The sequence below is a fragment of the Parafannyhessea umbonata genome (assembly GCF_900105025.1).
In the GTDB taxonomy this organism is placed as follows: domain Bacteria; phylum Actinomycetota; class Coriobacteriia; order Coriobacteriales; family Atopobiaceae; genus Parafannyhessea; species Parafannyhessea umbonata.
On sequence record NZ_LT629759.1, the window covers coordinates 1,822,872 to 1,844,659 of the forward strand.

The 21,788-nt window shown below is 67.3% G+C and carries 17 protein-coding genes; 6 read left to right on the forward strand and 11 right to left on the reverse strand.

Features of this window, described 5'->3' with window-relative positions:
• Positions 1–97: 97 nt before the first annotated feature.
• Positions 98–940: a LysR family transcriptional regulator gene (locus tag BLT96_RS08165; protein ID WP_090863475.1), complete on the forward strand. Its 843-nt coding sequence runs from the start codon at positions 98–100 to the stop codon at positions 938–940.
• 78 nt (positions 941–1,018) lie between these two features.
• On the opposite strand, the gene xdhC is transcribed toward BLT96_RS08165, so the two are convergent.
• The 5 genes from xdhC to BLT96_RS08190 all read right to left on the reverse strand — a co-directional run bounded on the left by xdhC (position 1,019) and on the right by BLT96_RS08190 (position 7,065).
• Positions 1,019–1,579: a xanthine dehydrogenase subunit XdhC gene (gene xdhC / locus BLT96_RS08170; RefSeq protein ID WP_090845264.1), complete on the reverse strand. Its 561-nt coding sequence runs from the start codon at positions 1,577–1,579 to the stop codon at positions 1,019–1,021.
• Positions 1,579–2,460, reverse strand: a complete 882-nt coding sequence (gene xdhB / locus BLT96_RS08175) for a xanthine dehydrogenase subunit XdhB (RefSeq protein ID WP_090863477.1) — start codon at positions 2,458–2,460, stop codon at positions 1,579–1,581. Before xdhB ends, xdhC begins: the two co-directional genes overlap by 1 nt.
• The gene (xdhA, locus tag BLT96_RS08180) at positions 2,460–4,802 is read right to left on the reverse strand and encodes a xanthine dehydrogenase subunit XdhA (RefSeq protein WP_090863480.1); all 2,343 of its coding nucleotides are present in this window, start codon (positions 4,800–4,802) and stop codon (positions 2,460–2,462) included. The genes xdhB and xdhA overlap by 1 nt, the downstream gene beginning before the upstream one ends.
• Before the next feature lie 245 nt (positions 4,803–5,047).
• Positions 5,048–6,280, reverse strand: a complete 1,233-nt coding sequence (gene dpaL, locus BLT96_RS08185; RefSeq protein ID WP_245719258.1) for a diaminopropionate ammonia-lyase — start codon at positions 6,278–6,280, stop codon at positions 5,048–5,050.
• A 188-nt stretch (positions 6,281–6,468) separates the two neighbouring features.
• A complete protein-coding gene (locus tag BLT96_RS08190) occupies positions 6,469–7,065 on the reverse strand; it encodes a TetR/AcrR family transcriptional regulator (RefSeq protein ID WP_090863483.1) in 597 nt (198 codons plus the stop codon).
• A 101-nt stretch (positions 7,066–7,166) separates the two neighbouring features.
• On the opposite strand from BLT96_RS08190, the gene BLT96_RS08195 reads away from it, so the two are divergent.
• The gene (locus BLT96_RS08195) at positions 7,167–7,718 is read left to right on the forward strand and encodes an HD domain-containing protein (RefSeq protein WP_245719259.1); all 552 of its coding nucleotides are present in this window, start codon (positions 7,167–7,169) and stop codon (positions 7,716–7,718) included.
• Position 7,719: 1 nt separating this feature from the next.
• On the forward strand, positions 7,720–8,289 hold the full coding sequence (locus BLT96_RS08200) for a putative ABC transporter permease (protein WP_090863489.1): 570 nt from the start codon (positions 7,720–7,722) through the stop codon (positions 8,287–8,289).
• Between the two features lie 86 nt (positions 8,290–8,375).
• Here the strand turns inward: BLT96_RS08200 and xdh are convergent, their stop codons facing one another.
• The 4 genes from xdh to ssnA all read right to left on the reverse strand — a co-directional run bounded on the left by xdh (position 8,376) and on the right by ssnA (position 16,269).
• Positions 8,376–11,216 carry a selenium-dependent xanthine dehydrogenase gene (gene xdh / locus BLT96_RS08205; RefSeq protein WP_090863492.1) on the reverse strand — a complete coding sequence of 947 codons (2,841 nt, stop codon included), beginning with the start codon at positions 11,214–11,216 and terminating at the stop codon, positions 8,376–8,378.
• 7 nt (positions 11,217–11,223) lie between these two features.
• Positions 11,224–11,766: a 4Fe-4S dicluster domain-containing protein gene (locus BLT96_RS10905; RefSeq protein WP_090863495.1), complete on the reverse strand. Its 543-nt coding sequence runs from the start codon at positions 11,764–11,766 to the stop codon at positions 11,224–11,226.
• Between the two features lie 12 nt (positions 11,767–11,778).
• Entirely contained in the window at positions 11,779–14,778 is a 3,000-nt protein-coding gene (ygfK, locus tag BLT96_RS08215; protein WP_090863498.1) for a putative selenate reductase subunit YgfK, read from the reverse strand.
• Positions 14,779–14,913: 135 nt separating this feature from the next.
• Positions 14,914–16,269: a putative aminohydrolase SsnA gene (gene ssnA / locus BLT96_RS08220; RefSeq protein ID WP_090863501.1), complete on the reverse strand. Its 1,356-nt coding sequence runs from the start codon at positions 16,267–16,269 to the stop codon at positions 14,914–14,916.
• Between the two features lie 385 nt (positions 16,270–16,654).
• Between ssnA and BLT96_RS08225 the strand changes: the two genes are divergently transcribed.
• Complete coding sequence (locus BLT96_RS08225; RefSeq protein WP_245719260.1) at positions 16,655–17,320, forward strand: helix-turn-helix transcriptional regulator; 666 nt, start codon at positions 16,655–16,657, stop codon at positions 17,318–17,320.
• A 208-nt stretch (positions 17,321–17,528) separates the two neighbouring features.
• On the opposite strand, the gene BLT96_RS08230 is transcribed toward BLT96_RS08225, so the two are convergent.
• On the reverse strand, positions 17,529–19,025 hold the full coding sequence (locus tag BLT96_RS08230; protein ID WP_090863505.1) for a uracil-xanthine permease family protein: 1,497 nt from the start codon (positions 19,023–19,025) through the stop codon (positions 17,529–17,531).
• Positions 19,026–19,177: 152 nt separating this feature from the next.
• Here BLT96_RS08230 and BLT96_RS08235 point away from each other — a divergent pair, with 152 nt between their 5' ends.
• Positions 19,178–20,413 carry a M20 family metallopeptidase gene (locus BLT96_RS08235; protein WP_090863508.1) on the forward strand — a complete coding sequence of 412 codons (1,236 nt, stop codon included), beginning with the start codon at positions 19,178–19,180 and terminating at the stop codon, positions 20,411–20,413.
• 141 nt (positions 20,414–20,554) lie between these two features.
• Complete coding sequence (locus tag BLT96_RS08240; RefSeq protein WP_090863510.1) at positions 20,555–20,845, forward strand: hypothetical protein; 291 nt, start codon at positions 20,555–20,557, stop codon at positions 20,843–20,845.
• A gap of 20 nt (positions 20,846–20,865) precedes the next feature.
• Here BLT96_RS08240 and BLT96_RS08245 read toward each other — a convergent pair whose 3' ends face one another.
• A complete protein-coding gene (locus BLT96_RS08245) occupies positions 20,866–21,588 on the reverse strand; it encodes a UTRA domain-containing protein (RefSeq protein ID WP_090863513.1) in 723 nt (240 codons plus the stop codon).
• Positions 21,589–21,788 lie beyond the last annotated feature (200 nt).

A 21,788-nucleotide genomic window follows, 5' to 3' on the forward strand; every position in this document is an offset into this window, starting at 1 on the left:
CAGGCGCCGCGCAGCGCATGTGCAAGTTGCGGGCGCGCTTTGCATTGGGCAGACGGCGCGTCCGCACGCGACGCGTCGCGGGGATTAGGGGGCAGGCGTGGAGGCAAACATCCGCAAGTTCCGGGCGTTCGTGACGAGCGCCCGCCTTGGCAGCTTCACGCGCGCCGCCGAGGATCTGGGCTGCACGCAGTCCACCGTGAGCCGCATGGTCGCGAGCCTGGAGGCCGACTGGCAGCTGAGGCTGTTCCACCGCCGCGGCACCGCGCTGGTGCTCACGAGCGACGGCGAGGCCGTGCTGGAAGACGCGGACCGGCTGTGCCGCAGCTACGACGACCTGTTTCGCCACGTGGAATCCCTGCGCGGGCTGAGCTCCGGCTCCATCGCCATCGCCGCCCCGTCGAGCATCGTCGCGCTGCGGCTGGCAAAGCCCCTGGGCGCGTTCGTGCGCAGCCATCCCGGCGTCCAGGTGAACATCATCGAGAGCACGTACGGCGAGGCGCAGAGCCTTATGGAGAAGGACGCGGTCGACTTTGCCTTCGTCCCCCACCACATGCAGGCGGAGGGGCTCGAGTGCACCCTGTTCGAGCGGGACGAGCTCGTGATCGTGGCACCGCGGGGGCACTTTGCGCAGCCGGGCGCCATACCCGTGGAGTCGCTGCTGGACGAGATGTTCGTGGCGGACACGGAGACGGCCCCGCTTCTGCAACGCGAGCTCCGCCACTCCAACGTGCGCTGCGTCACCTCGAACACGACGGCGATCCTGGCCATGGTGGAGGCGGGGCTGGGGATATCGCTGCTGCCAAGCCTCGCCCTCGAGGGAGGCGACACCAGCCTGGACGTGCGCCGCCTCGAGACGCCCGCGTGGCGCAGCATGTACCTGGTACACCGCCACGCGTCAGACCTGAGCGTCGCGGCGCGCGCGTTCCTGGCCGCCCTGTAGCGCGTGCGTGCCGCCACGGCAGGGCGGCCGGCACGCACGCGCGCCGACCGCCCGGGAACGTTCTTCTCGCCACCGCGCCTACTTCGCGCAGTCGGCCTCCAGCCTGTCCTTCACGCGCTGCGACCAGTCCACGTCCGGGGCGTCCTGCTCGCTTATGCCCACGTGGCCGTTCACGATGTCCACGGCCTTCTCCACGCCGTTGATCACGTTCATGTAGCCGGTGCAGCGGCACAGGTGGCCCGACAGGTTCTTGCGGATCTCGTCCCGCGTGTACGTCTTGCCGGAGTTCACCATCTCCATCGCGCTCATGATGATGCCGGGGATGCAGAACCCGCACTGCACGGCGAACTCGTCCACAAACGCCTGCTGTACGGGGTTCAGCGTGCCGTCCGGCGCCTGCAGGCCCTCCACGGTCACGATGTCTTTTCCCTGCGCCCAGTCCGTCAGGTACAGGCAGGTGTCCGTGGCCACGCCGTCTATCAGCACGGTGCACGCGCCGCACTCGCCCACCTCGCAGCCGCGCTTCACGCTCGTCATGTGCAGGCGGTCGCGCAGCGTGTCCAAAAGCGACTCGCGCGGGTCGTAGCCCACCTGCACGGGCCTGCCATTAAGCGTGCACTTCAGGATCCTCATGTCCATCAGATATCTGCTCCTCCCCTGCGGGCCGCCATGATCAGCGAGCGCCGCGACATCTCCTTGATAAGCTGCAGGCGGAACTCCCGCGACGCGCGCCACGAGTCGCGGGGGGTGGTGTCCCGCTGGGCGAGAGGACCAATCTTCTCGGCCGCCTCCGCGACCGTGAGCCCGCGCACGGCGTCCTCGGCACCCGTTGCCCGCATGGGCGTGGGCGCGGCCACGCCAAAGGCGAGGCGGATGTCCTCGATCGTGGACTTGTCGGCAGCGAGCTTGACCAGGCAGCAGCAGCCCATGGTCGCGATCTCGAGCGCGCGGCGCTTGCCGTACTTGAAGTAGTGGCCGGTCCAGCCCTCGTAGTTCTCGCGCGGGATGCGGATGTTCACCAGCACCTCGTCGCGCTCGCGCACGCACCTTCCGGGCCCCGTGTACCACTGATCGATGGGAATGGTGCGCGTGCCGCGCGCCGACCTCACGTCCAGAAGCGCGCCGTACGCAAGCAGCGTGGACGCCGTGTCCGCCGAGGTCGCGGCGTTGCACACGTTGCCGCCAATCGTGCCGCTCACGCGCAGCTGCGGGCCTCCCGGCGTGTCGCACGCGTCGCACAGCGTCTGCACGGTGCGCTGGGCCACCGGGCTCGTGGTCACGCTGTTAAACCACGTGGTCGGCCCAATCTCCACCGTGCCGTCCTGCGCCAGGCGCACGCCGGAAAGCTCGTCTGTCAGGTTGTGGATCGACACCAGGTGCGCGCCGGCGAGCTTGCCCTCGCGGCACTTCACCAGCACGTCCGTGCCGCCCGCAACGACGATGGCCTTCGGGTCTTCCGCCAGCGCGCGGCAGGCGTCGTCCACGCTTGTGGCCTCGTACAGCGATTCGATGTCGTACATCAGATGAGTCCCTCCCTCTTGAAGCCCTCGAACAGGCGCTGCGGCGTCATGGGCATCTCGTAGAACTTGACGCCCGTCGCGTTCAGGATGGCGTCACGGATGGCGGGTGCCGGGCTGATGATCGGGGTCTCGCCCACCGCCTTGTTGCCGTACGGGCCCATCGGGTCCTGCGTCTCGACGTTCTCCGCAACGAGCTCCGGCACGTCCATCGCCGTGGGGACCTTGTAGTCCAGAAGCGTCGCGTTGCGCACGCGGCCGGTTGCGGGGTCAACCAGCAGCTCCTCGGAAAGCGCGAAGCCAATGGACTGTGCCATACCGCCGTGCATCTGCTGCTCCACGAGCTTCGGGTTCATGAGGCGGCCGTTGTCCTGCACGCTCACGATCTTGTTGACCGTCACCTGCGCCAGCGGCATGTCCACGGTGACGTCGCAGAACGTGCACCCCGTGACGAGCGCGTTCTGGTGCACCGTCGCCTGGCCGCGCGTGGAGATCTGATCCGTCTTGTGCAGGTTGTAGTACGCCTCGAGCGCAAGCTCCGGCAGGTCGACGACCTTGTTGCCCGCCGCGTCCCACACGGCGTGGTCGCGCAGGTCAAGCTCGCCCTGATAGTCCGGGTACAGCCGCGCCGCCAGCTCTAGGATGCGCCCGCGCATCTTCTGCCCGGCGTCCTTGCACGCCGCGCCAGAGACAAACGTCTGCCGGGACGCGTACGCGCCCGGGTCGTACGGCGCCACGTCCGTGTCCTGCGTGCTCACGATGTGGATGTCCTCCGTGCGTACGCCGATGGCCTCCGCAGCCATCTGGCAGAACACGGTGTCCGCGCCCTGGCCGATCTCGGTCGCACCCATCTGCAGCTGGAATGTGCCGTCCTGGTTGAGCGTTATCTGGCAGTTGGACGTCTCGAGCGCAAACGGCGCGACCGCCGTCTTGTAGACGAGAAAAGCCACGCCGACGCCGTGGCGTATGGGGCCATCCTGCTGTGCGTACCCCCGGCGCTTCTCGTCCCACCCGATGAGCTGCTTTCCGCGCTCGACGCACGCGCGCAGGCCGTCCGTGCGGTACGAGATGGTGTTTGAGGGGCTGAACTCGTCCACGTAGCCTGGGGCGATGGCGTTCTTCATGCGGAACTCGACGCCGTCCCAGCCCATGTCGTGCGCGATGTCGCCCATGAGGCACTCTGCGGCCCAGATGCCCTCCGGCACGCCGTACGCGCGCATGGCGCCGGTGTGCGGGCCGTTGGTGTGGACGGTCCACGCCTCGCAGCGGATCGCGTCCTCCTGCGTGTGGTACAGCCAGCGGAACGTGTTCACGGAGTTCAGGACGAGCGCGTGCCCGTGGTGGATGTAGCCGCCCGTGTTGGACCACGCCTTGATGGAGCGCGCGTGCAGGCGCATGTCGTCGCCCACGGACGCCTCGACCTCGAAGTCCTTGGGCTGGCGGCCGGACGTGTCCCAGAAGCACTCCTCGCGGGAAAGCTCCAGCTTCACGCAGCGCCCGCCAACCTGGTGGCACAGCCAAGCGTTCAGGGGCTCGAAGTGGATGTCCTGCTTCGTGCCGAAGCCGCCGCCGATGTAGGGCTTGATCACGCGGACGCTGCCCCAGGGGATGTCGAGCGCCTGGCCGATGATGCGCCTGCAGATGTGCGGAATCTGCGTGGACGAGACGCAGGTGAGCTTGCCGTTCTCCTCGTAGCAGTACGAGACGCACACCTCGATGTGGGCCTGGCTCTGCTCGCCCGTGAACGCGTGGAAGGCGAAGTGGTGGTACTTGGGGTCGCGTACCGCGTCCTCGACGCTGGAGTAGCCCATGGCCTTGAGCTTGTCTTCCGGCGTCACGGCGAGGGTGTGGCCGACGACGTTGTCCGGCTTGCCCTCCTGCACGGGCGGGTTCGTGCCCTGCATGGCCTCGCGTGGGTCGTACGTGACGGGATACTCCTCGTACTCCACCTTGATCTTGCGGAGCGCGCGGTCTGCCGCGACCTCGTCCTCGGCGACGACGGCCGCGATGTTGTCGCCGTAGATGCGCACGCGGTCATCGAGCAGCTTGCGGTCTGCCACGTCGCGCTTTGCGGCGGCAGAGGCCGCGTACCAGGGGTGCCCCGCGACGGGGAACTTGGTGTCGGGCACGTCGAAGCAGGTGAAGACGGCCACGACGCCCGGAACCGCCTTCGCCTCCGTCACGTCCATGGAGACGACGCGGCCGTTTCCGATGGTGGAGTGGAGGATCTTGGCCACGAGGCACGGCTTCGGGCACAGGTCGTCCGTGAACATGGCGCGACCGGTGACCTTGTCACGGGCGTCGACGCGCTTGACCTGTCTTCCAACCTCCCTGTACTTCTCCAATTCTTGCTCCTCTCGTACAAATTTTCTTATGGCCTAAAAAATGTTAATTCTTTATTACGCGCGACGCACGGGTGGCGCGTCAGACGGTAGGTGCGCGCGGGTGGCCGCAAGACGCAGCAGTGCCCGGCACCGTGGGATACGATGCCGGGCACTGTGTCTATGGCGCGACTTGCGCGCTGTCAGGGGGCTGGCCACGCGGCGGCTCAGGGGTGTCGCGGGGGCCAGGGAGGTGTTTGCCGTAAGGGCTACTCGTCCTTCTCGCTCTGCCATGCGCCGTTCCAGACGATCTGGCGGTAGCGGACGGGGTCGGTGTCGCCCTCGGTCGAGAAGAGCAGGACCTGAGAATCGGGACCGAGCTCGAGGGTGTCGCGGAACTCGGCGTAGGCGGGGTCGGACATGATGGTGGAGATGACGCCCATGCCGACGGCGCCGGACTCGCCAGACGTGACCGAAGGGTCGCCCTTGACGGGGGCGGCCAGCATGCGCATGCCCTTGGCGCTGACCCAGTCCGGGCAGCTCACGAACGCGTCCGCGTGGTTGCGCAGGATGTCCCAGCCGATGGTGTTGGGCTCGCCGCACGCGAGGCCGGCCATGATGGTCTTAAGGTCTCCGCCCACGATGCGCGGGTCGCCGTCGGCCGCGACGGCACCCTGGTACAGGCAGTCCGCAGCGCCGGCCTCCATGATCACGAACTTGGGCGGGTTGCTGGGGAAGAGGTTCGTGAAGAAGCCGACCATGGCGCTGGCGAGCGAGCCGACGCCTGCCTGGACGAACACGTGGGTGGGACGGTTGACCTCGAGCTGGCGCAGCTGGTCAGCAGCCTCGTTGGCCATGGTGCCGTAGCCCTGCATGATCCAGGACGGGATCTTGGTGTAGCCGTCCCATGCGGTGTCCTGCACGATCACACCGTGCTCGGTCTCGTCGGCCTCCTTGGCCGCGAGGCGCACGCAGTCGTCGTAGTTGAGCTCCTCAATCGTGACCTTGGCACCCTCCTTGGCGATGTTGTCGAAGCGGGTCTTCGTGGAGCCCTTCGGCATGTGGACGACCGCGTTTTGGTGCAGGCGGTGGGCCGCCCACGCGACGCCACGACCGTGGTTGCCGTCGGTCGCGGTGAAGAACGTGGCGTGGCCGAAGTCCTTCTCGAGCTGGTCTGACGTGAGGTAGTCGAAGTCGCAGTCCGAGACGTCGCGACCGGTCTGCTCCGCGATGTAGCGGGCCATGGCGAACGAGCCGCCGAGTACCTTGAACGCGTTGAGGCCGAAGCGGTAGCTCTCGTCCTTGACATAGAGGCCGCCGAGGCCGAGGCGCTTCGCCATGCCAACGAGGTCCGCGAGCGGGGTCACGGAGTACTGCGGGAAGCTCTTGTGGAACGCACGGGCCTTTGCGACGTTCTCCAGACTCATGACCTGCAGGTTCTTGTCCTCGCTCTTGGGCATGTGGTTGGCGACCCACTTGATCTTAGGCTGCATCGAGCTCATGGTCGATCCTTTCCTGCGGGCACACCCGCGCGTGACGCTTTGCAAACATGTTGTCTGCAACCATTACTTTTTGTCAGTTCCTACTGTAACGCGTGGGAGACAAATAACAAGTATGGTATCCAAACTTTTTGTTTTGTCCCGCGAGCGGTAGGAGTGGCGCGGCGGATGGACGGCACGCGCGACGGGCGCTAGCGAGAAGCGCCGCGCTCAGCGGCGACGCTGCGCACGAGCTTGCACACCCTGCGACTGAGCTCGCTGGCGCTGGGGCGGTTCTCCTGACCAACCCAGCGACGAAACGCGCTGGTGATGCCTCCGGCGAGGAAGTCGCAGGCGAGGTCGTCCTCCGCGGCGCCGACGATGCGGCCAAGACGCTCGCGCACGCCGAGCTGGATGCGGGCGACGACGTCCTCGCGCGCGCCGGTGCGCAGCAGGCGGCCGAGGCCGGAGGCGCCGTCCGTGACCATGGCGCCCAGGCGCTCGATGGCGCGGGCGAGGCCCTCCTCGTCCGTGGCGGCCGCGGCCTCGTCCAGGACCTCGCTTACGGAGCCGACGGCCTCGTCCTCCATCTCTTGGATGACGGCGCCGACGCTTGCGTAGTGCGCCATGAACGTCTTCTTGTTGATGAGGGCCGCGTCCGCGACGTCTTTGGGCGTGATGTCCGCACCGCCGCGCTGGGCCATGAGGTTGAGCAGCGCCTCGCGGATGGCACGGCGGGTGCGCGCGACGCGCTTGTCCTGCGTCTTGGCATCGACGCCCTTTGCGGAACCATCCTGCGGCCGGCTCATCGCGCTCCTCTCCCCCGTCCCTTTGTGAAAGGTTACCACGAAGAGTTGTTTCCCGATTTGCACTTATTTCCATATTTGGAAATAATGGGACAGGGGCGCCTTTGGCGCCAAGGATGACTGTGGCCGCGGGATGCGGCGCCGAGGGGGACGGGCATACGCGCGGAAAGGCAGACGAAAGGGAGAGGGGCGTTGCCAAGTCGTACGCGCGGATTGCGGGGCCCGTCGTGCGGACGGCGGAGTTCAGGCAGATGGCGGCGTTCACGCAGCACGGCGACACGTCCACGATGGAGCACTGCGAGGCCGTGGCGTACTTCTCGCTCGCGTTTGCGCGCGCGATGCGCCTGAGGCTGGACGAGCGGTCTTTGGTGCGCGGCGCGCTGCTGCACGACTACTTTCTGTACGACTGGCACGACCATGCGCCGGACCGCTGGCACGGATTCACGCACCCGCGACGCGCGCTCGAGAACGCGAACCGCGACTTTGCGCTGAACGGCATCGAGCGCGACCTGATCGCGCACCACATGTTCCCGTTTGTGCCCGCGCCGCCCCGCCATCGCGAGGGGTGGGTGGTCACGCTGGCGGACAAGTACTGCACGCTGCGCGAGGTGTTCATGCGAAGGCCGTATGCGCCGCTTGAGGGGACGGTGATGTAGCGTGCCGCACGGACTCGTGATGAGCCTTGCATGCCTTGCGTTGAGCTGCACGATCATCAGCATGGGCGGATGGGTGTGGGAGACGTGCTATTGCAGCGTGGTGGAGCGTCGTCTTGCGAGGCGCGGCATGCTGTTTGGGCCGAGCTGCCCGATCTACGGCGTGTGCGCCATCGTGGTGTGGTTTGTCCTTGGCGGCGTGCACAACACGCCCGCGCTGTTTGCGCTGGGCTTTGTGCTGTCGACGGCGCTGGAGTACTGTGCCGGCGCCCTGCTCGAGCGACGCTTTGGGCGCAGGTGGTGGGACTACTCCATGTTCCCGCTCAACTTTCGCGGGCTGGTGTGCCCGCAGGCCAGCTGCGTGTTTGGCGTGTTTGCGGTGATAGACGTCAAGCTCTTGCAGCCAACGATCCTAGGCGGGCTCGCGACGATGGACCACGGCTCCGTCCTGGCGGCGGCCGGGCTGGTGTGCGCCGCGTATGCGCTGGACCTTGCGGCCACCGTGACGGCACTGGACGGCTGGCACCCGCGGAGGCCCCGCCTGCCAAGGGCACTGCGGCTGCCCCAGGCGTAGGGCGCGGCGCCCGCAGGTCACCTGGACCCACGGGCGCCGCAGCGTCTGGCACTATGGCGGTCCGCGCGGTTACCGCGCGCCGCGGGCTACTTTCCCGCGTCCTCCTTCAACACGGAGAGCCGCTCGTCTCCCCATACGCGCTTGCGCGTGTACGGCGTGCCGTCCAGCGGCAGCCTCCAGCGCAGCTCGCCGTCCAGCTGGTGGTAGGCGTTCTGCACGGCGGGCGCGGTGCCAATGGTGGCGATCTCGCCAATGCCCTTGCCGCCGTAGCTCACGGGCAGCAGGTGCTCCTTCTCCACGTAGATCGCGTGGATGTTGGGAATCTGCGTGGCGTGCAGCAGGCCGAGCGTGCCGTACTTCGCCTGCGGCACGCCGTCCTTCAGCGGGAAGTCCTCCGTCAGCGCGTAGCCCATGCCCATGAGCACGCCGCCCTCGATCTGGCCCTGGATAGCGATGGGGTTCACGACCTTGCCGGAGTCGTGCGCCGCGTAGATCTCCTTTATCTTGCCGCGGTTGGGGCCCTTCTCCTCCAAAACGACGACCGTGGTGCTGAAGCCGTAGCAGATGTGGCTCTTCGGGTTCGGCTTGTCCGCGCCCAGCTTGTCCGTGGGCTCGAAGTACACGTAGCCAAACTCGTGGCCCTCCAGGGCGAGAAGAGCCGCCCTCGGGTCCGCGGGATGGATGCCGTGGCCCGCGACGAGCGCGCTGCCGTCCGCGTAGCCAAGGCCCTCGTACGGGGTGCCGTCCTCGTAGGTGATGGTCTTGCCGTCGCCCTTGGCGCGCACCGGGCCCTCCGGCACGGCGCGGCCGGCCTCCACGGCGAGCATGGCGTCGCGCAGCAGGAACGCAGCCCCGCGCACGGCCTCGCCGGTCACGACGGTCTGTCGCGATCCGGACGTGGTGCCGGAGTCCGGCGCCGCCTCCGTGGAGCACTCGCCGTTCGCGAGTGCCTCGAGCGGAAGCCCCGTGGCCTCGGCCACGTCCTGCAAAAAGACGGTGTTGCAGCCCTGGCCGATGTCGGACGTGGCGGAGTACACCACCGCGCGCCCGCCCTCGACGCGGATGTTCGCGCGGCCGGCGTCGGGAAGCCCCACGCCCACGCCGGAGTTCTTCATGGCGCACGCGATGCCGGCATGGGAGGCGTTCTTCTCGTACACGTCCTTCACGGCGAGCAGCGTCTCCTTCAGCGCGGTCGAGCAGTCCGCGATCTGGCCGTTTGGCAGGACCTTGCCCGGCTCCACGGCGTTGCGCCAGCGTATCTCCCACGGGCTGATGCCCACCTCGCTCGCGAGCAGGTCAATGCACGACTCGAGCGCGAACTCCGTCTGGCACACGCCAAAGCCGCGAAACGCCCCGGCCGGCGGGTTGTTGGTGTAGTAGCCAAAGCCGCGGATGTCCGTGTTCTGGTACGTGTACGGGCCGACGGCGTGCGTGCACGCGCGCTCCAGCACGGGGCCGCACAGGCTCGCGTACGCGCCGGTGTCAAAGTTGACCTCGCAGTCAAGGCCGGTCAGGTGCCCGTCCTCGTCGCAGCCCAGCGTGAACGTGCCGTACATGTAATGGCGCTTCGGGTGGAAGGCCAGCGACTCCTGGCGCGTGAGCTTGCACTTGACGGTGCGCCCAAAGCGCACGGCCGCCAGCGCGGCCAGGTGCTGCACAGAGACGTCCTCCTTGCCGCCAAAGCCGCCGCCCACCAGCATGGTCTGCACCACCACGCGCTCGGGCTCCGCGTCCCAGCCAAACATGTGCGCGACTTCCTTGCGGGTGTCGTAGGCGCCCTGGTCGGTGCTGCACACCTTCACGCCGTTCTTGTACGGAAACGCGACGGCGCACTCTGGCTCCAGAAACGCGTGCTCCGTGAACGGCGTCTCGAAGTCGTGCGTCACCACATGCGCGGACGCGGCCAGCGCGGCCTTCGCGTCGCCGCGCGTGATGTGGCGACTCTGGCACACGTTGTCGTGAAGCACCACGTGGTTGCCAAACGCGTTGAAGCTCTCGTGCACCAGGGGCGCGCCCTCGGCCTTCGCCTCCGCGATGTTGCGCACGGGCTCCAGCACCTCGTAGTCAACCTTCACCAGGCGCTTCGCCTTCGCGAGCGTCTCCTCGTCCTCGGCCACCACCAGGCAGATGGCGTCGCCCACGCAGCGCGTGACGTCGCCCTCCGCAATCATCACGTCCCAGTCCTGGATCAGGTGACCCACCTGGTTCACGGGCACGTCGCGGGCGAGAAGAACGCCCACCACGCCCGGCAGCGCCTCGGCCTTCGACGTGTCGATGCTCTTCACGCGTGCGCGCGGGTACTTCGAGCGCACCGCGCTCGCGTAGCACATGTCCGGATAGTCCTCGCGGTTGAGGTCGTCCGGGTACTTGCCGTACCCCAGCACCTTGCGACGCACGTCCACGCGGAAGGCGCGCTCGCCAACCCCGTACGCATCGCCCTTCTCGAGCGCGTCGTCCATCTGCTCGTCGCCGCGCAGGATGGCCGCGGCCTTCAGGATGCCCTCCACGATCTTCTTGTAGCCGGTGCAGCGGCAGATGTTGCCGCGGATGGCCCACTTGACCTCCTCCTCAGAGGGGTCGGGGTTGCGACGCACCAGCATGGCGCCGCTCATGACCATGCCGGGGATGCAGAAGCCGCACTGCACGGCGCCCACGGCGCCGAACGCGTACACAAACGCCTCCTGCTCCTCGTGCGAAAGGCCCTCCACGGTCTCAATCGTGCGGCCCTCGGCCAGCCTCGTGGTGATGACGCACCCCTTGGTGGCGATGCCGTCGACGCCCACGGTGCACGTTCCGCACGCGCCCTCGCTGCAGCCGTCCTTCACGGACGTGAGGCCCATATCGTCGCGCAGGAAGCGCAGCAGCGGCTTGTCCTGGCTGGTGGTGACCGTCTTTCCGTTGACGGTGAACGTAAACTGCTCTGCCATGTCTTCCCTACCTCACGGCCATGATGCCGTTGGCATCGTGTATGGCGCCGCGCGGGCACTTCGTCGCGCACATGCCACATGCCACGCACTTCTCGTCGTCTATAACCGCACGGCCGTCGATCACGTGCACCGCGCCCATGGGGCACACGCGCTCGCACACGCCGCAGCCAATGCAGCTGTTGGGGCAGGCCTTGCGCGCCGCGGGCCCCCGGTCCTGGTTGGAGCACCGCACCTGAATCACGTTTGCGGCGGGCGCCAGGCTGATGAGGTGCTGCGGGCACGCCGCGACGCACTTGCCGCAGCCGCGGCACTTCTTGCGGTCAACCTGCGCCACGTGGCGCTCCGCGTCCACGTGGATGGCGCCAAACGGGCAGGCGGCCTCGCAGCTGCCGCCGCCGAGGCACCCCCACGAGCACACGCCGATTCCCTCCGGGTGCGCCGCCTTGATTGCGGCGCAGTCGTGCGGCAGCCCTTCCCGCACGATGCCGTCAAGCAGCGCGGTGCCGCCCACGCAGTGGACGCACGCGACCCTGGGCATACGCTTGGCCATAGAGAAGCCCTCCTATCCCTGCAGGTACGCGTACTTGTCGCGCACCGTCACGATGATCTTGCGAACGTCTTCCGGAAGTCCGCACGCCGGGTCCTCCACGTCGTAGGTGGCGACGGTGCCGCCAAGGCGCACGAGCACGCCGTCCTTGGTGGGCAGCCAGCCCTCGTTTGCGGAGTCGTCGAAGTCCTCGCGGCTCCAGAACAGCGTGAGCTTGTCCTTGTACGGGCGACCCTGGGAGTACGGGCAGAACACGGCGCAGTTGCCGCACTCGTTGCACATGCCGTCCACGTGGACGATCTGCGCCTGGCGCATGCCGGGCACGCGCACGGCCACGTTCGCGCGGTTCGGGCAGACCTCGACGCAGGTCTCGCACACGGCGGCGCAGCTCAGGCAGCGCGTCTTGTCCGTGCTGGCGCAGTCCGCGCACAGGTTTCCGCGCTGCGAGAAGACCTTGGCAACCTCGGCCGCGATGTTTGTTGCCTCCTGCGCGTCGAAGCTGGCGTTCGCGATCGCGCGGGCGACGACCTGCGCGTCGGCGATGGCCTTCACCACGGTCGCGGGGCCGCGGCGGCAGTCTCCCACCGCAAACACGTGGGGGACGCTCGTCTGCAGCGTGGCGTCGACCACGGGCAGGCCCTTCTCGTCCAGCTCGCAGCCGGAGGCCGCGTACACGCCGCCGTCCACGCGCTCGCCCACCGCCGCGATGACGGCGGTCGCGGGGACCTCGCGGGTCTGGCCCGTGGCGACGGGGCGACGGCGGCCGGATGCGTCAGGCTCGCCAAGCTCCATGACGTCGCAGGTCAGGACGCCGTCTGCCAGCGTGTCCGGCGCAAGGAGCTCAAGGAACTCCACGCCGTCCGCAAGCGCCATCGTGAGCTCCTCCTCGTCGGCGGGCATGTAGCGGCTGGTGCGGCGGTACGCAAGACGCACGTTCTTCACGCCCGGCACGCGCTTCGCGGCGCGCGCGACGTCCATGGCGGTGTTGCCGCCGCCCACGACGACGACGTCCGTTCCCAGCTTGAGCGAGGCGGGGTCGCTCTTGAACGCCTCGAGGAACTCGAGCGCGTCCAGCGCCTTGCCACTCTTGAGCGCGGGGCGTCCCGGCGCCCAGGCGCCGACGGCGACGACGACGTCCGTGTAGCCCTGGGCCAGCAGCTCGCCCGCGCTTGCGACCTCGCGGCCGAGCTCGAACTTTGCGCCGTACGCCGAGCAGAGCTCGACGTCGTGGTCGATAGCCTCGTCGGAGATGCGGAAGCCGGGGATCACGTGGCGCACGACGCCGCCGAGGCTGCTTGTGCGCTCGAAGACGGTGACGTCCACGCCGGCGCGGCTCAGGAAGGACGCAGCAGAAAGACCGGCCGGGCCGCCGCCGATGATGGCGACCTTGCGACCTGTGACGTGGCCGCGCGCCGAGAGGGTGCCGAGCACGTCGTCAAAGGCCTTCTCGGCAGCCTTGAGCTTGAGGTCGCGGATGTGCACGTGCTCCTCGTAGTAGTTGCGCATGCAGGAGTTTCCGCAGGTGTGCGGGCAGATGGTGCCCGTGGTGAACGGAAGGGCGTTGCGCTCGAGGATGATGTTCAGCGCGTCGGCGTAGCGGCCCTCGCCCACGGCCTGCACGTAGCCGGGGATGTCCTGGCGGATGGGGCAGTCCTCGCGGCACGGCGCGACGAAGCAGTCCGTGAGCGGCAGCTCGCCCAGGACGTGGCGGTCGGGCTCCGGCTTGATGGGCTTGCGGTAGTCTCCACCGGTGAGCGCCGCGTCCACGAGGGCCGAGACCTTCGCCGCGTCGACGCCCGCGAACGGCTTGCCGGCGTCGCCCTGGTGCGAGAGCACCTCCGCGACCTGGACGAAGCGCGCGTAGCCGCCGGGCTTCAGCTCGTTGGTGGCCATGGTGACGGGCCAGATACCCGCGTCCACGAGGCCGAAGATGTTGTTTGCGGTGGCGCCGCCGGAGTACGAGATGCGGACCTTGCCGTCGAACTGCTCGGCGATGCGCTTCGCGAGCGTGAGCGACAGCGGGTACAGCGCGCGACCGGACATGTACATCTCTTCGCTCGGGAGCTCGCCGCGGGTGACGTCGACCGGGAAGGTGTTCGTGAGCTTGACGCCGAACTCGACGCCGCGCTCGGCGCTGAGCCTCTGCAGGCGCTCCATCATGGGGACGGCGTCCGCCCACTGCAGGTCCTCGTCGAAGTGGTGCGAGTCGAACGCGATGTAGCCGAAGCCGAGGGAGTCGAGCGTCTTGCGCGCGTACTCGTAGCCCAGAAGCGTCGGGTTGCACTTGATGTAGGTGTTCAGGCCCTTCTCGCAGATGAGGTGGGTCGCGATGCGCTCGATCTCTGCGGGCGGGCAGCCGTGGAGCGTGGACTCGGTGATGGAGTCGCTGATGTGCGGCGTGATGGAGTCGACAAACGCGGCGTCCACGTAGCGGAAGCGGTCGACGTTCGCGTGCGCCCAGGCGATGGCCTCCTTGAACTCCGGCGTCGCGGACGCGTCCTTCATGCCGTTGATGAACGAGTCGACCTTAGGGGTCTTGATGCCCTCGAGGTCGTAGCCGACGGACATGTTGAACACGAAGCCGTCCGGGTCGCCAAAGCCAAACTCGCGCGCGAGCAGCTTGCATGCGACCCATGCCTTGACGTACTCGCCAAACGCCTGCGGCACGGTGAGCTCCGTGGACCACTCGCAGTTGTAGCCCTCGTCGGACGCGAGGATGCACGGCTTGTTGACGCAGGCGGAAAGCTCGGCGCCGTCCATCTTCTGGACGGTCTTCAGCTCGAAGAAGCGGGCACCCGTCACGTAGCTCGCGATGATGTTCTGGGCGAGCTGGGTGTTGGGACCGGCTGCCGGGCCAAACGGGGTCTCGATCTTCTCGCCAAAGATGGGACGGGCCGCCGCCGGCTCCGTGCGGGCAAGGCGGCGCTGGCCGAAGATGGTCTGCTGGGACTCGTACTCGTCCAGGATCCACGTCATGAGGTGGTCGAAGGACATGGGGCGCATGATGTCGCTCATAGTGCTGTTTCCTCTCCGAAGGTGCCCTCGCGGGCACGCGCGTATGGTTCCCGCACTTAGCGTCCGCGGGACGACGAAGAGCGCCGAGCGGCGGGACGCATGGGTCCGCCGCCCGGGATTTTGTGGAGATGGCGCCTAGTATGCGCGGCCGTTGAGCTCCCCCCAGAGCTCCTTGGCCTGCTGCATCACGAAGGCGTCGATCTTCTCCTTGTCGCAGTCCACGAGCTCGCGGTCGCGGTAGACGACGCGGCCGTTCACGATGGTGGTGCGGCAGTCGTGGCCCTCGACGCCAAACAGGATGTGGCCGTCGATGTTGTCCGCGCCAAGCGGCGTGGGCGCCGGGTAGTCGAAGATCGCGACATCCGCGGCGGCGCCGGGCTCGAGCACGCCGAGCGTCTTGCCCTGCGGCTTCGTCGAGAAGTACATGTTTGCGACCTCGGCGTTGTTCTTGAACAGCATGGTCATGGCCTCGCCCCAGGCGACGTTGGGCAGCGCGGAGTTGAGGCGCTGCAGCGGCACGAACGCCTTGAGGGACTGGAGCATGTCGTGCGTGTAGGCGTCCGTTCCCATGGTCACCGTAATGCCGCGCTTGAAGAACTCGAGCACGGGCGCCGTGCCGACGGCGTTGTTGGCGTTGGACTGCGGGTTGTTGACAATCTTGGTGTGGGTCTCGGCAACGATGTCCATGTCGGCGGGCGTGATGTGGATGCAGTGGCCGAGCATGGTCTTCTCGCCCAGGATTCCGTGGTCGAGGAGGCGGTGGATCGACGTGCAGCCGTGCTTCTGGGCGGAGTCGTACACGTCATTCATTCCCTCGCACACGTGCACGTGGAAGCCGGTCAGGCCGTCGTTCGCCTTGACCATGGCGTCGAGCGCCTCGTCGGGCAGCGTGAAGAGCGCGTGCCCGCCGAACATGGCGGCGATCATGTCGGAGTCCTGCTCGGCGGCCCAACGGGCGAAGTCCGCGTTCTCCTGGATGGACTCCTGCAGCTTCTGCTTGCCGTCGCGGTCCGAGACCTCGTAGCACAGGCACGCGCGCATGCCCATCTCCTGCGCAACGTCCTTGATGGCGAAGAGCGACCCGGGAATCTGGCGGAAGCTCGCGTGGTGGTCGAAGATGGTGGTGACGCCGTTGCGGAACGACTCCATCATGGTGACGTATGCGCAGGCGCGCGTGCCGTCGAGCGTGAGGTGGCGGTCGATGTTCCACCACTGCTGCTCGAGGTTCTCCAGGAAGTTGGTAGGGTTGCAGCCCTTGATGGCAAGGCCGCGCGCCAGGCCGGAGTAGATGTGGGTGTGGCAGTTGATGAGGCCCGGCATGATGAGCCCGCCGTGGGCGTCGAGGCGGGTAGCCTCGGGGTATGCGCGGCGAAGCTCTTCTCGCCCGCCGACTGCGACGATCTTGGTGCCGTCGATTGCGACGGCGCCGTCCTCGATGTAGGGGTTTGCGTTGCTGCGCGTGACCACGCGCCCGTTCTCCACAAGTAGCATGGCTGCTCCCTGGCACGTGTCGAAGATCAGCTACGACGTCGTATGAGTACGGACGCGGCCTCTATTACCGCGCCGGCCGGACTTTGCCAACGCGGGCCCCGGCCGCCCCGCCGCGTGCGCCGCGGCTTCGTAACGATTCTAACAAATCATTAGTTGGCTACCTAACAAATCGTTAGTTTCCATAGTGTCACAGCGCGGGCGCGGCGCGGCCGGCTGTCGGCGTACGGTCGATTTGCCGCGCGAGCGGCATGTGCGCGCGGCGTCGGCGGCAGTGCCTCCAAACAGAATGCTATTATGGCATTAATTTTTGTTAGCAGCTAAGGCCGCCGCCCTTCTCGCCCAGCGAGACGCGCCGCGGACGGCGAGAAGAACGTGAGACATTTATATGCAACAGACCATGCATCAGCAGCAGATTGACTTCTTGAAGCGCCTGGCGCGCGGCGTGGCCGCGCAGTTTGGCGACAACTGTGAGGTGGTTGTGCACGACCTGAAGTCGAGCGACCCGGACAGCACCATCGTGGCGATAGAGAACGGCCAGATTACCGGCCGCAAGGTGGGAGACGGTCCCTCGAACGTGGTGCTGAAGGCGCTGCGCACGGACCCGAGCAAGCTTCACGACAAGCTTGCGTACCTTACGAAGACCGAGGACGGCAAGGTCCTGAAGTCGAGCACGATCTTCTTTCGCGACGAGGACGGCGAGCCGTCCGCGATCTTCGCGATCAACTATGACACGACGCTGTTCATGGCGATGCAGGAGGTCTTGAAGGGGTTCACGGCGCTGACGGACGCGCCGGACCCGAACCCCGAGACCATCCCGCACAACGTGACCGACCTTCTGGACGAGCTCATAGAGCAGAGCGTGCGCATCGTGGGCAAACCCGTGGCGCTGATGAGCAAGGAAGACAAGGTGAAGGCCATTGGCTTCTTGAACGACTCCGGTGCGTTCCTGGTTACGAAGAGCGGACAGAAGGTCTGCAACTACTTTGGGATTTCGAAGTACACGCTGTACAGCTACATGGACGAGGCGAAGCGCGCCGCGGGCCAGGAGTAGCGAGCGGCGGCGGGCGCCGGCTGGCGGCGGGCGGCACGGATGTTGGGACTGGGGGCCTCGCGCGTGGTGCGCGGGGCCCTTTGCGTGGGGCGCGGGAGCGCGGGCGCGAGACAGAGAAGCGGCGCGGCCGCGTTGTTGCGCGACCGCACCGCTTGCGTTTGAGTAGCGTTTGGATTGCGTCTAGCTTGCGTTTGGCCTTGGGCGGCGACTACGCGTTGTCGTTCTTCTCGCCATCCTGCGCGACGTTGGCGGGAGCGGCGACGTGGATGTCCGCGTCGGCGACGTGCTCGACTGCGGGGACGCCGGTCGCGGCGCTCTGGTACAGCGCGCTCACGCCCTCGGCCGCGATCTCGGACGCGCCCTCGATGGCCTCCACGACATCCTGGTCGGCGCCACCCTTGGGCAGCACGAGATTGAGGATGATGGCCGTGATGGCCGCGATCACGATGGCGGAGCCGCCGAAGACCTGGTTGACCCAGCCGGGCATGCCGGGGCCGGTGAGGGCGCCGCTCGTGAGGGACACGCCCATGCCGAGCGCGACGGAGAGTCCCGCGATGGACGCGCGGCGCGGCGTGAGGCCGTCCTTCGTGAGCATGCGGATGCCGGTCATGCTGATGGTGCCGAACACGTTGATGGTGGCGCCGCCGATGACGGCCTGCGGGATGCCGGAGAGCACCGCGGCGAGCTTGGGCATGAGGCCGGCGGCGATGAGGATGATGGCGGCGGTGGAGAACACGCGGCGGTTGATGACGCGGGTCTGGGTGACGATGCCGACGTTCTGGCCGAAGGACGACGTGGGCATGGCGCCGAAGAACGCGCCGACCATGGTCATGATGCCCTGGGAAACCAGGCCGCCCGTGAGCTCCTGCACGTTGGGCTCGCGGTCCATGCCGCCGACGGTGGCGCCGGTGAAGTTGCCGATGGTCTCGAGCGAGGCGACGATGAACACGATGGTGATGCTGGCGATGGACGCGGGGACGAACTTGATGGCGAACGGCACGAAGTGCGGGAGCTCGAACCAGCTGGACGCGACGACGGCGTCGTAGCTGACCATGCCGAGCGCGAGGGCGAGCACGTAGCCCACGAGCATGCCGAACAGGAGCGAGCCGAGCTTGAAGACGCCCTTGCCGAAGTTGGCAAAGTACACGCACGCCACGAGCGTTACGAGCGCGACGAGCCAGTTCTGCGCGCTGCCGAACGTGGGCGAGCTGGAGCCGCCGGCCATGTAGCCCACGGCGACGGTGTAGAGCGAGATGCCGATGCACAGGACGACGGTGCCGGTGACGACGCTGGGAAACAGCGACTTGATCTTGCGGAAGCACAGCGCGAACACGACCGCGACGGCGCCGCCGATAATCTCTGCTCCGAGGATGGCGCCGATGCCGAACTGGACGCCGACGGCGGAGAGCGTGGGCACGTACGCGAACGACGTGCCCATGATCACGGGCAGGCCCGAGCCGAAGCGGCCGCCGAACAGCGGGTGCGCCTGTACGAGCGTGACCAGGCCGGACATCACGAGGGACACCTGGATGAGCAGGGTCTTCTGGTCTGCCGGCAGGTGGCACAGGTTTGCCACGATGATTGCGGGCGTGATGATGCCCACGACCGCTGCGACCACGTGCTGCAGCGCCATGGGGACGAGTTCCTGCGCCGAGAGCTTTCCGTCTCGACTAAACAGTGCGGATGAACCTTGGGCCTCTGCCATGTTCTTCTCCTCTGTTCTGGGTCGGGCTTTGCCAAACTTCTTTTTTGTTTGGCTTCCACCTTTTTTGTTTGCTGATGAGTGTAGAGTAGGAGCGGAGAATATGCAACGGGCTGAGAAATTCGGCCATCGGCAGATTTTGGGGGCGAGCGGCAATGGATTGCGACGCGAGCGTAGAGGACGAGGCCACGCGGCTGGCTGCGGAGTTGGTACGGATTGACAGCTCTGACCCAGGTGCATACGAGGGCGAGCTGGAGCGCTTTGTGCGGGCGTGGCTTGCGCCGCGCGTGGACGCGGCGCGCGCCGCCGACGGCACGCCGCTTGCGACGCTGGAGGAGCTGGAGGCGCTTCCCGGTCGCACGTGCCTGCGCGCGACGATTCTGGCGGCGGGCGCGGCGGGTGCCGGTGTCGCCGGCCCCGGCCCGGCCGACCTGACGCTGTGCTGCCACATGGACACCGTGCAGCTGGGCGACGGATGGTCCGTCGACACGCCGGCGCTTGGCGGCGTCGTGCGCGACGGGGAGCTATGGGGGCGCGGCTCCTGCGACATGAAAGGCGGACTCGCCTGCGCGATGCTTGCCTTCAGCGACGCGCTCGACGCGGTGCGAAGGCGCGGATGCGCGCCCGAGCGCAGCGTTTCTCTGCTGTGCACCGTCGACGAGGAGGACGTGATGCGCGGCTGCGAGGCCGCCATCCGCGCAGGCTGGCTGGGCAGTCGCGGATGGGTGCTGGACACAGAGCCCACGGACTCGCTCGCGCGCGACGCGCACAAGGGCCGCACGTGGTTTGAGCTGGACATGTCCGGCGTGACGGCGCACGCGAGCACCCCGTGGAAGGGCGCGGACGCGGTAGCCGCGCTGAGCGAGGCGATCTGCCATGTGCGCCGCGGGTTCCAGACGCTTGCTCCGCATGCGTCGCTTGGCACGTCGACGGTCACGTTTGGGCAGGTGGAAGGCGGTTACAGCCCGTATGTGGTACCGGATTTCGCGCGCGTGTGGATTGACATGCGGCTTGTGCCGCCCTACGACACGGCCTGGGCGCGGCGCCTTGTGGAGCAGGCGATCGCGCACGCGGAGGAAAGCGTGCCCGGCGTGCACGGCAGCTATCGCGTGACGGGCGACCGGCCCGCCATCGAGCCGAACCCGGACTCCGAGCTGCTGGCCGCCCTGCGCGACGCGGCGCGCGGCGAGGGGTACGACGTGGGGACCGGCACGTTCACGGGCTACACGGACACCGCGGTGGTCGCAGGCATCTGCCGCAACCGAGAGTGCCTGTCGTACGGTCCGGGCAGTCTGGAGGTTGCACACAAGCCGAACGAGCACGTCCCCGTGGCGGACCTCGTGCGCGTGCGCGCCGTGCTTTCGCGCCTGGCGTGCAGCGTGGTTGGGTAGCGCGGGCCCAAACGTCAAACACTCAAAATTTTGTTGACGTTCGGGCCTCGTTTCCGCAGGTCGCGAAAATGTGTCGAAAATATGTTCTACGTTCGTGCGCCGTCGGCCCGCAGTGCTTTCGTCACACGTCGGGGTACGGCGATGACTCCATCTCGTAGGTCCTCGCGGATAGGCGCCATTCCCGACCCCGACGTTAGGGAGGCGTTCAGGGAGACGGCCGCCATCGGCGGCGGGGAGGTTGCAAGCGACGCCCCTAAGGCTTGCGTCAGCGCAATAGGCGGATACCCTTACATGCTTCAACTTGTGGGGCTCAGATGCTGGCAGGCATCAAATCTGAGCGGAATCATTTCGGCCGAAGCTGCAAAGCGCGGCATCGCGCGCTTCGCCCTCCCGGAATTCAAAGCATTCGCCCAAGAGGAGCTGGCCGATTAGCCGCCCCGCCGGCATGCCCCCTAGCGCTGGTCGCGCAGCGCGACGGTCGTGAACGAGAACCGCTTCGGGTGGTGGCGCGAGCACGTGTACTCGAGCATGATGCCGTCGTCGTTGAACGTGTGGTTCACCACCACGGCCACAAAGTCGTATCCGCGCAGGTCAAGTAGCCTACGATCCATCGAGTTGGCCTTCTCGGCCAGATACGTGCGTTTGCTCGTGGTCACGCGCATGCCCAACGTGCCCTCGATGTACGCGTAGATCGAGTCCGCCGCGATCTCGGGCGTGATGTCAGGCACCAGCTCGGTCAGGTACCAGTTGCGGTCCAGAATCTGGGCATGCCCGTCAATCATGCGCACGCGGTCCACGTGTGTGACGGTCGAGCCCTCCGGAAACCCGCTCTCGCGCGCAAACGCCGGCGTCACGACCTCCCGCTCGATGCCAATCACCTTCGTGACCACCTCGATGCCGCTGCGCCGCGCCGCCTCCTTGAACGTCTCGATCCCGCCCATGGAGAAGTCCTCGCGCTCGGTCGGCAGGTAGATGACGCGCACGCCCTTGCCGTTGATGGGCTGGACGTACCCCTCCTGCGCCAGCAGCCTCACCGCGCGCCGCGCCGTGTTGTGCGAGCACTGGTAGCGTTCGCACAGCTCCGCCTCGGAGGGTATGAAGCCCTGGTACGGATACTCCCCGCTCTCGATCTGGGCGAGAAGATCCTCGTATATCTGCCCGTATACCGCCCTCATGCGCCGGCGCTCCCATCCGCGTTAGCCATCGTTTCGATGGTACCCGTGCCACGATGCCGGCCCGTCGTGCCCCAAAAAAACCAAAGCTCTCCAGCGCCGCCACTCCCCTGTCTCCAGCCCTGCCCGCACCGCGGTCACCCCGCACGCACCCATCCGCCACTTGCCGACGTTTACCCACCGCTCGCTGCGCAAACGCCGTT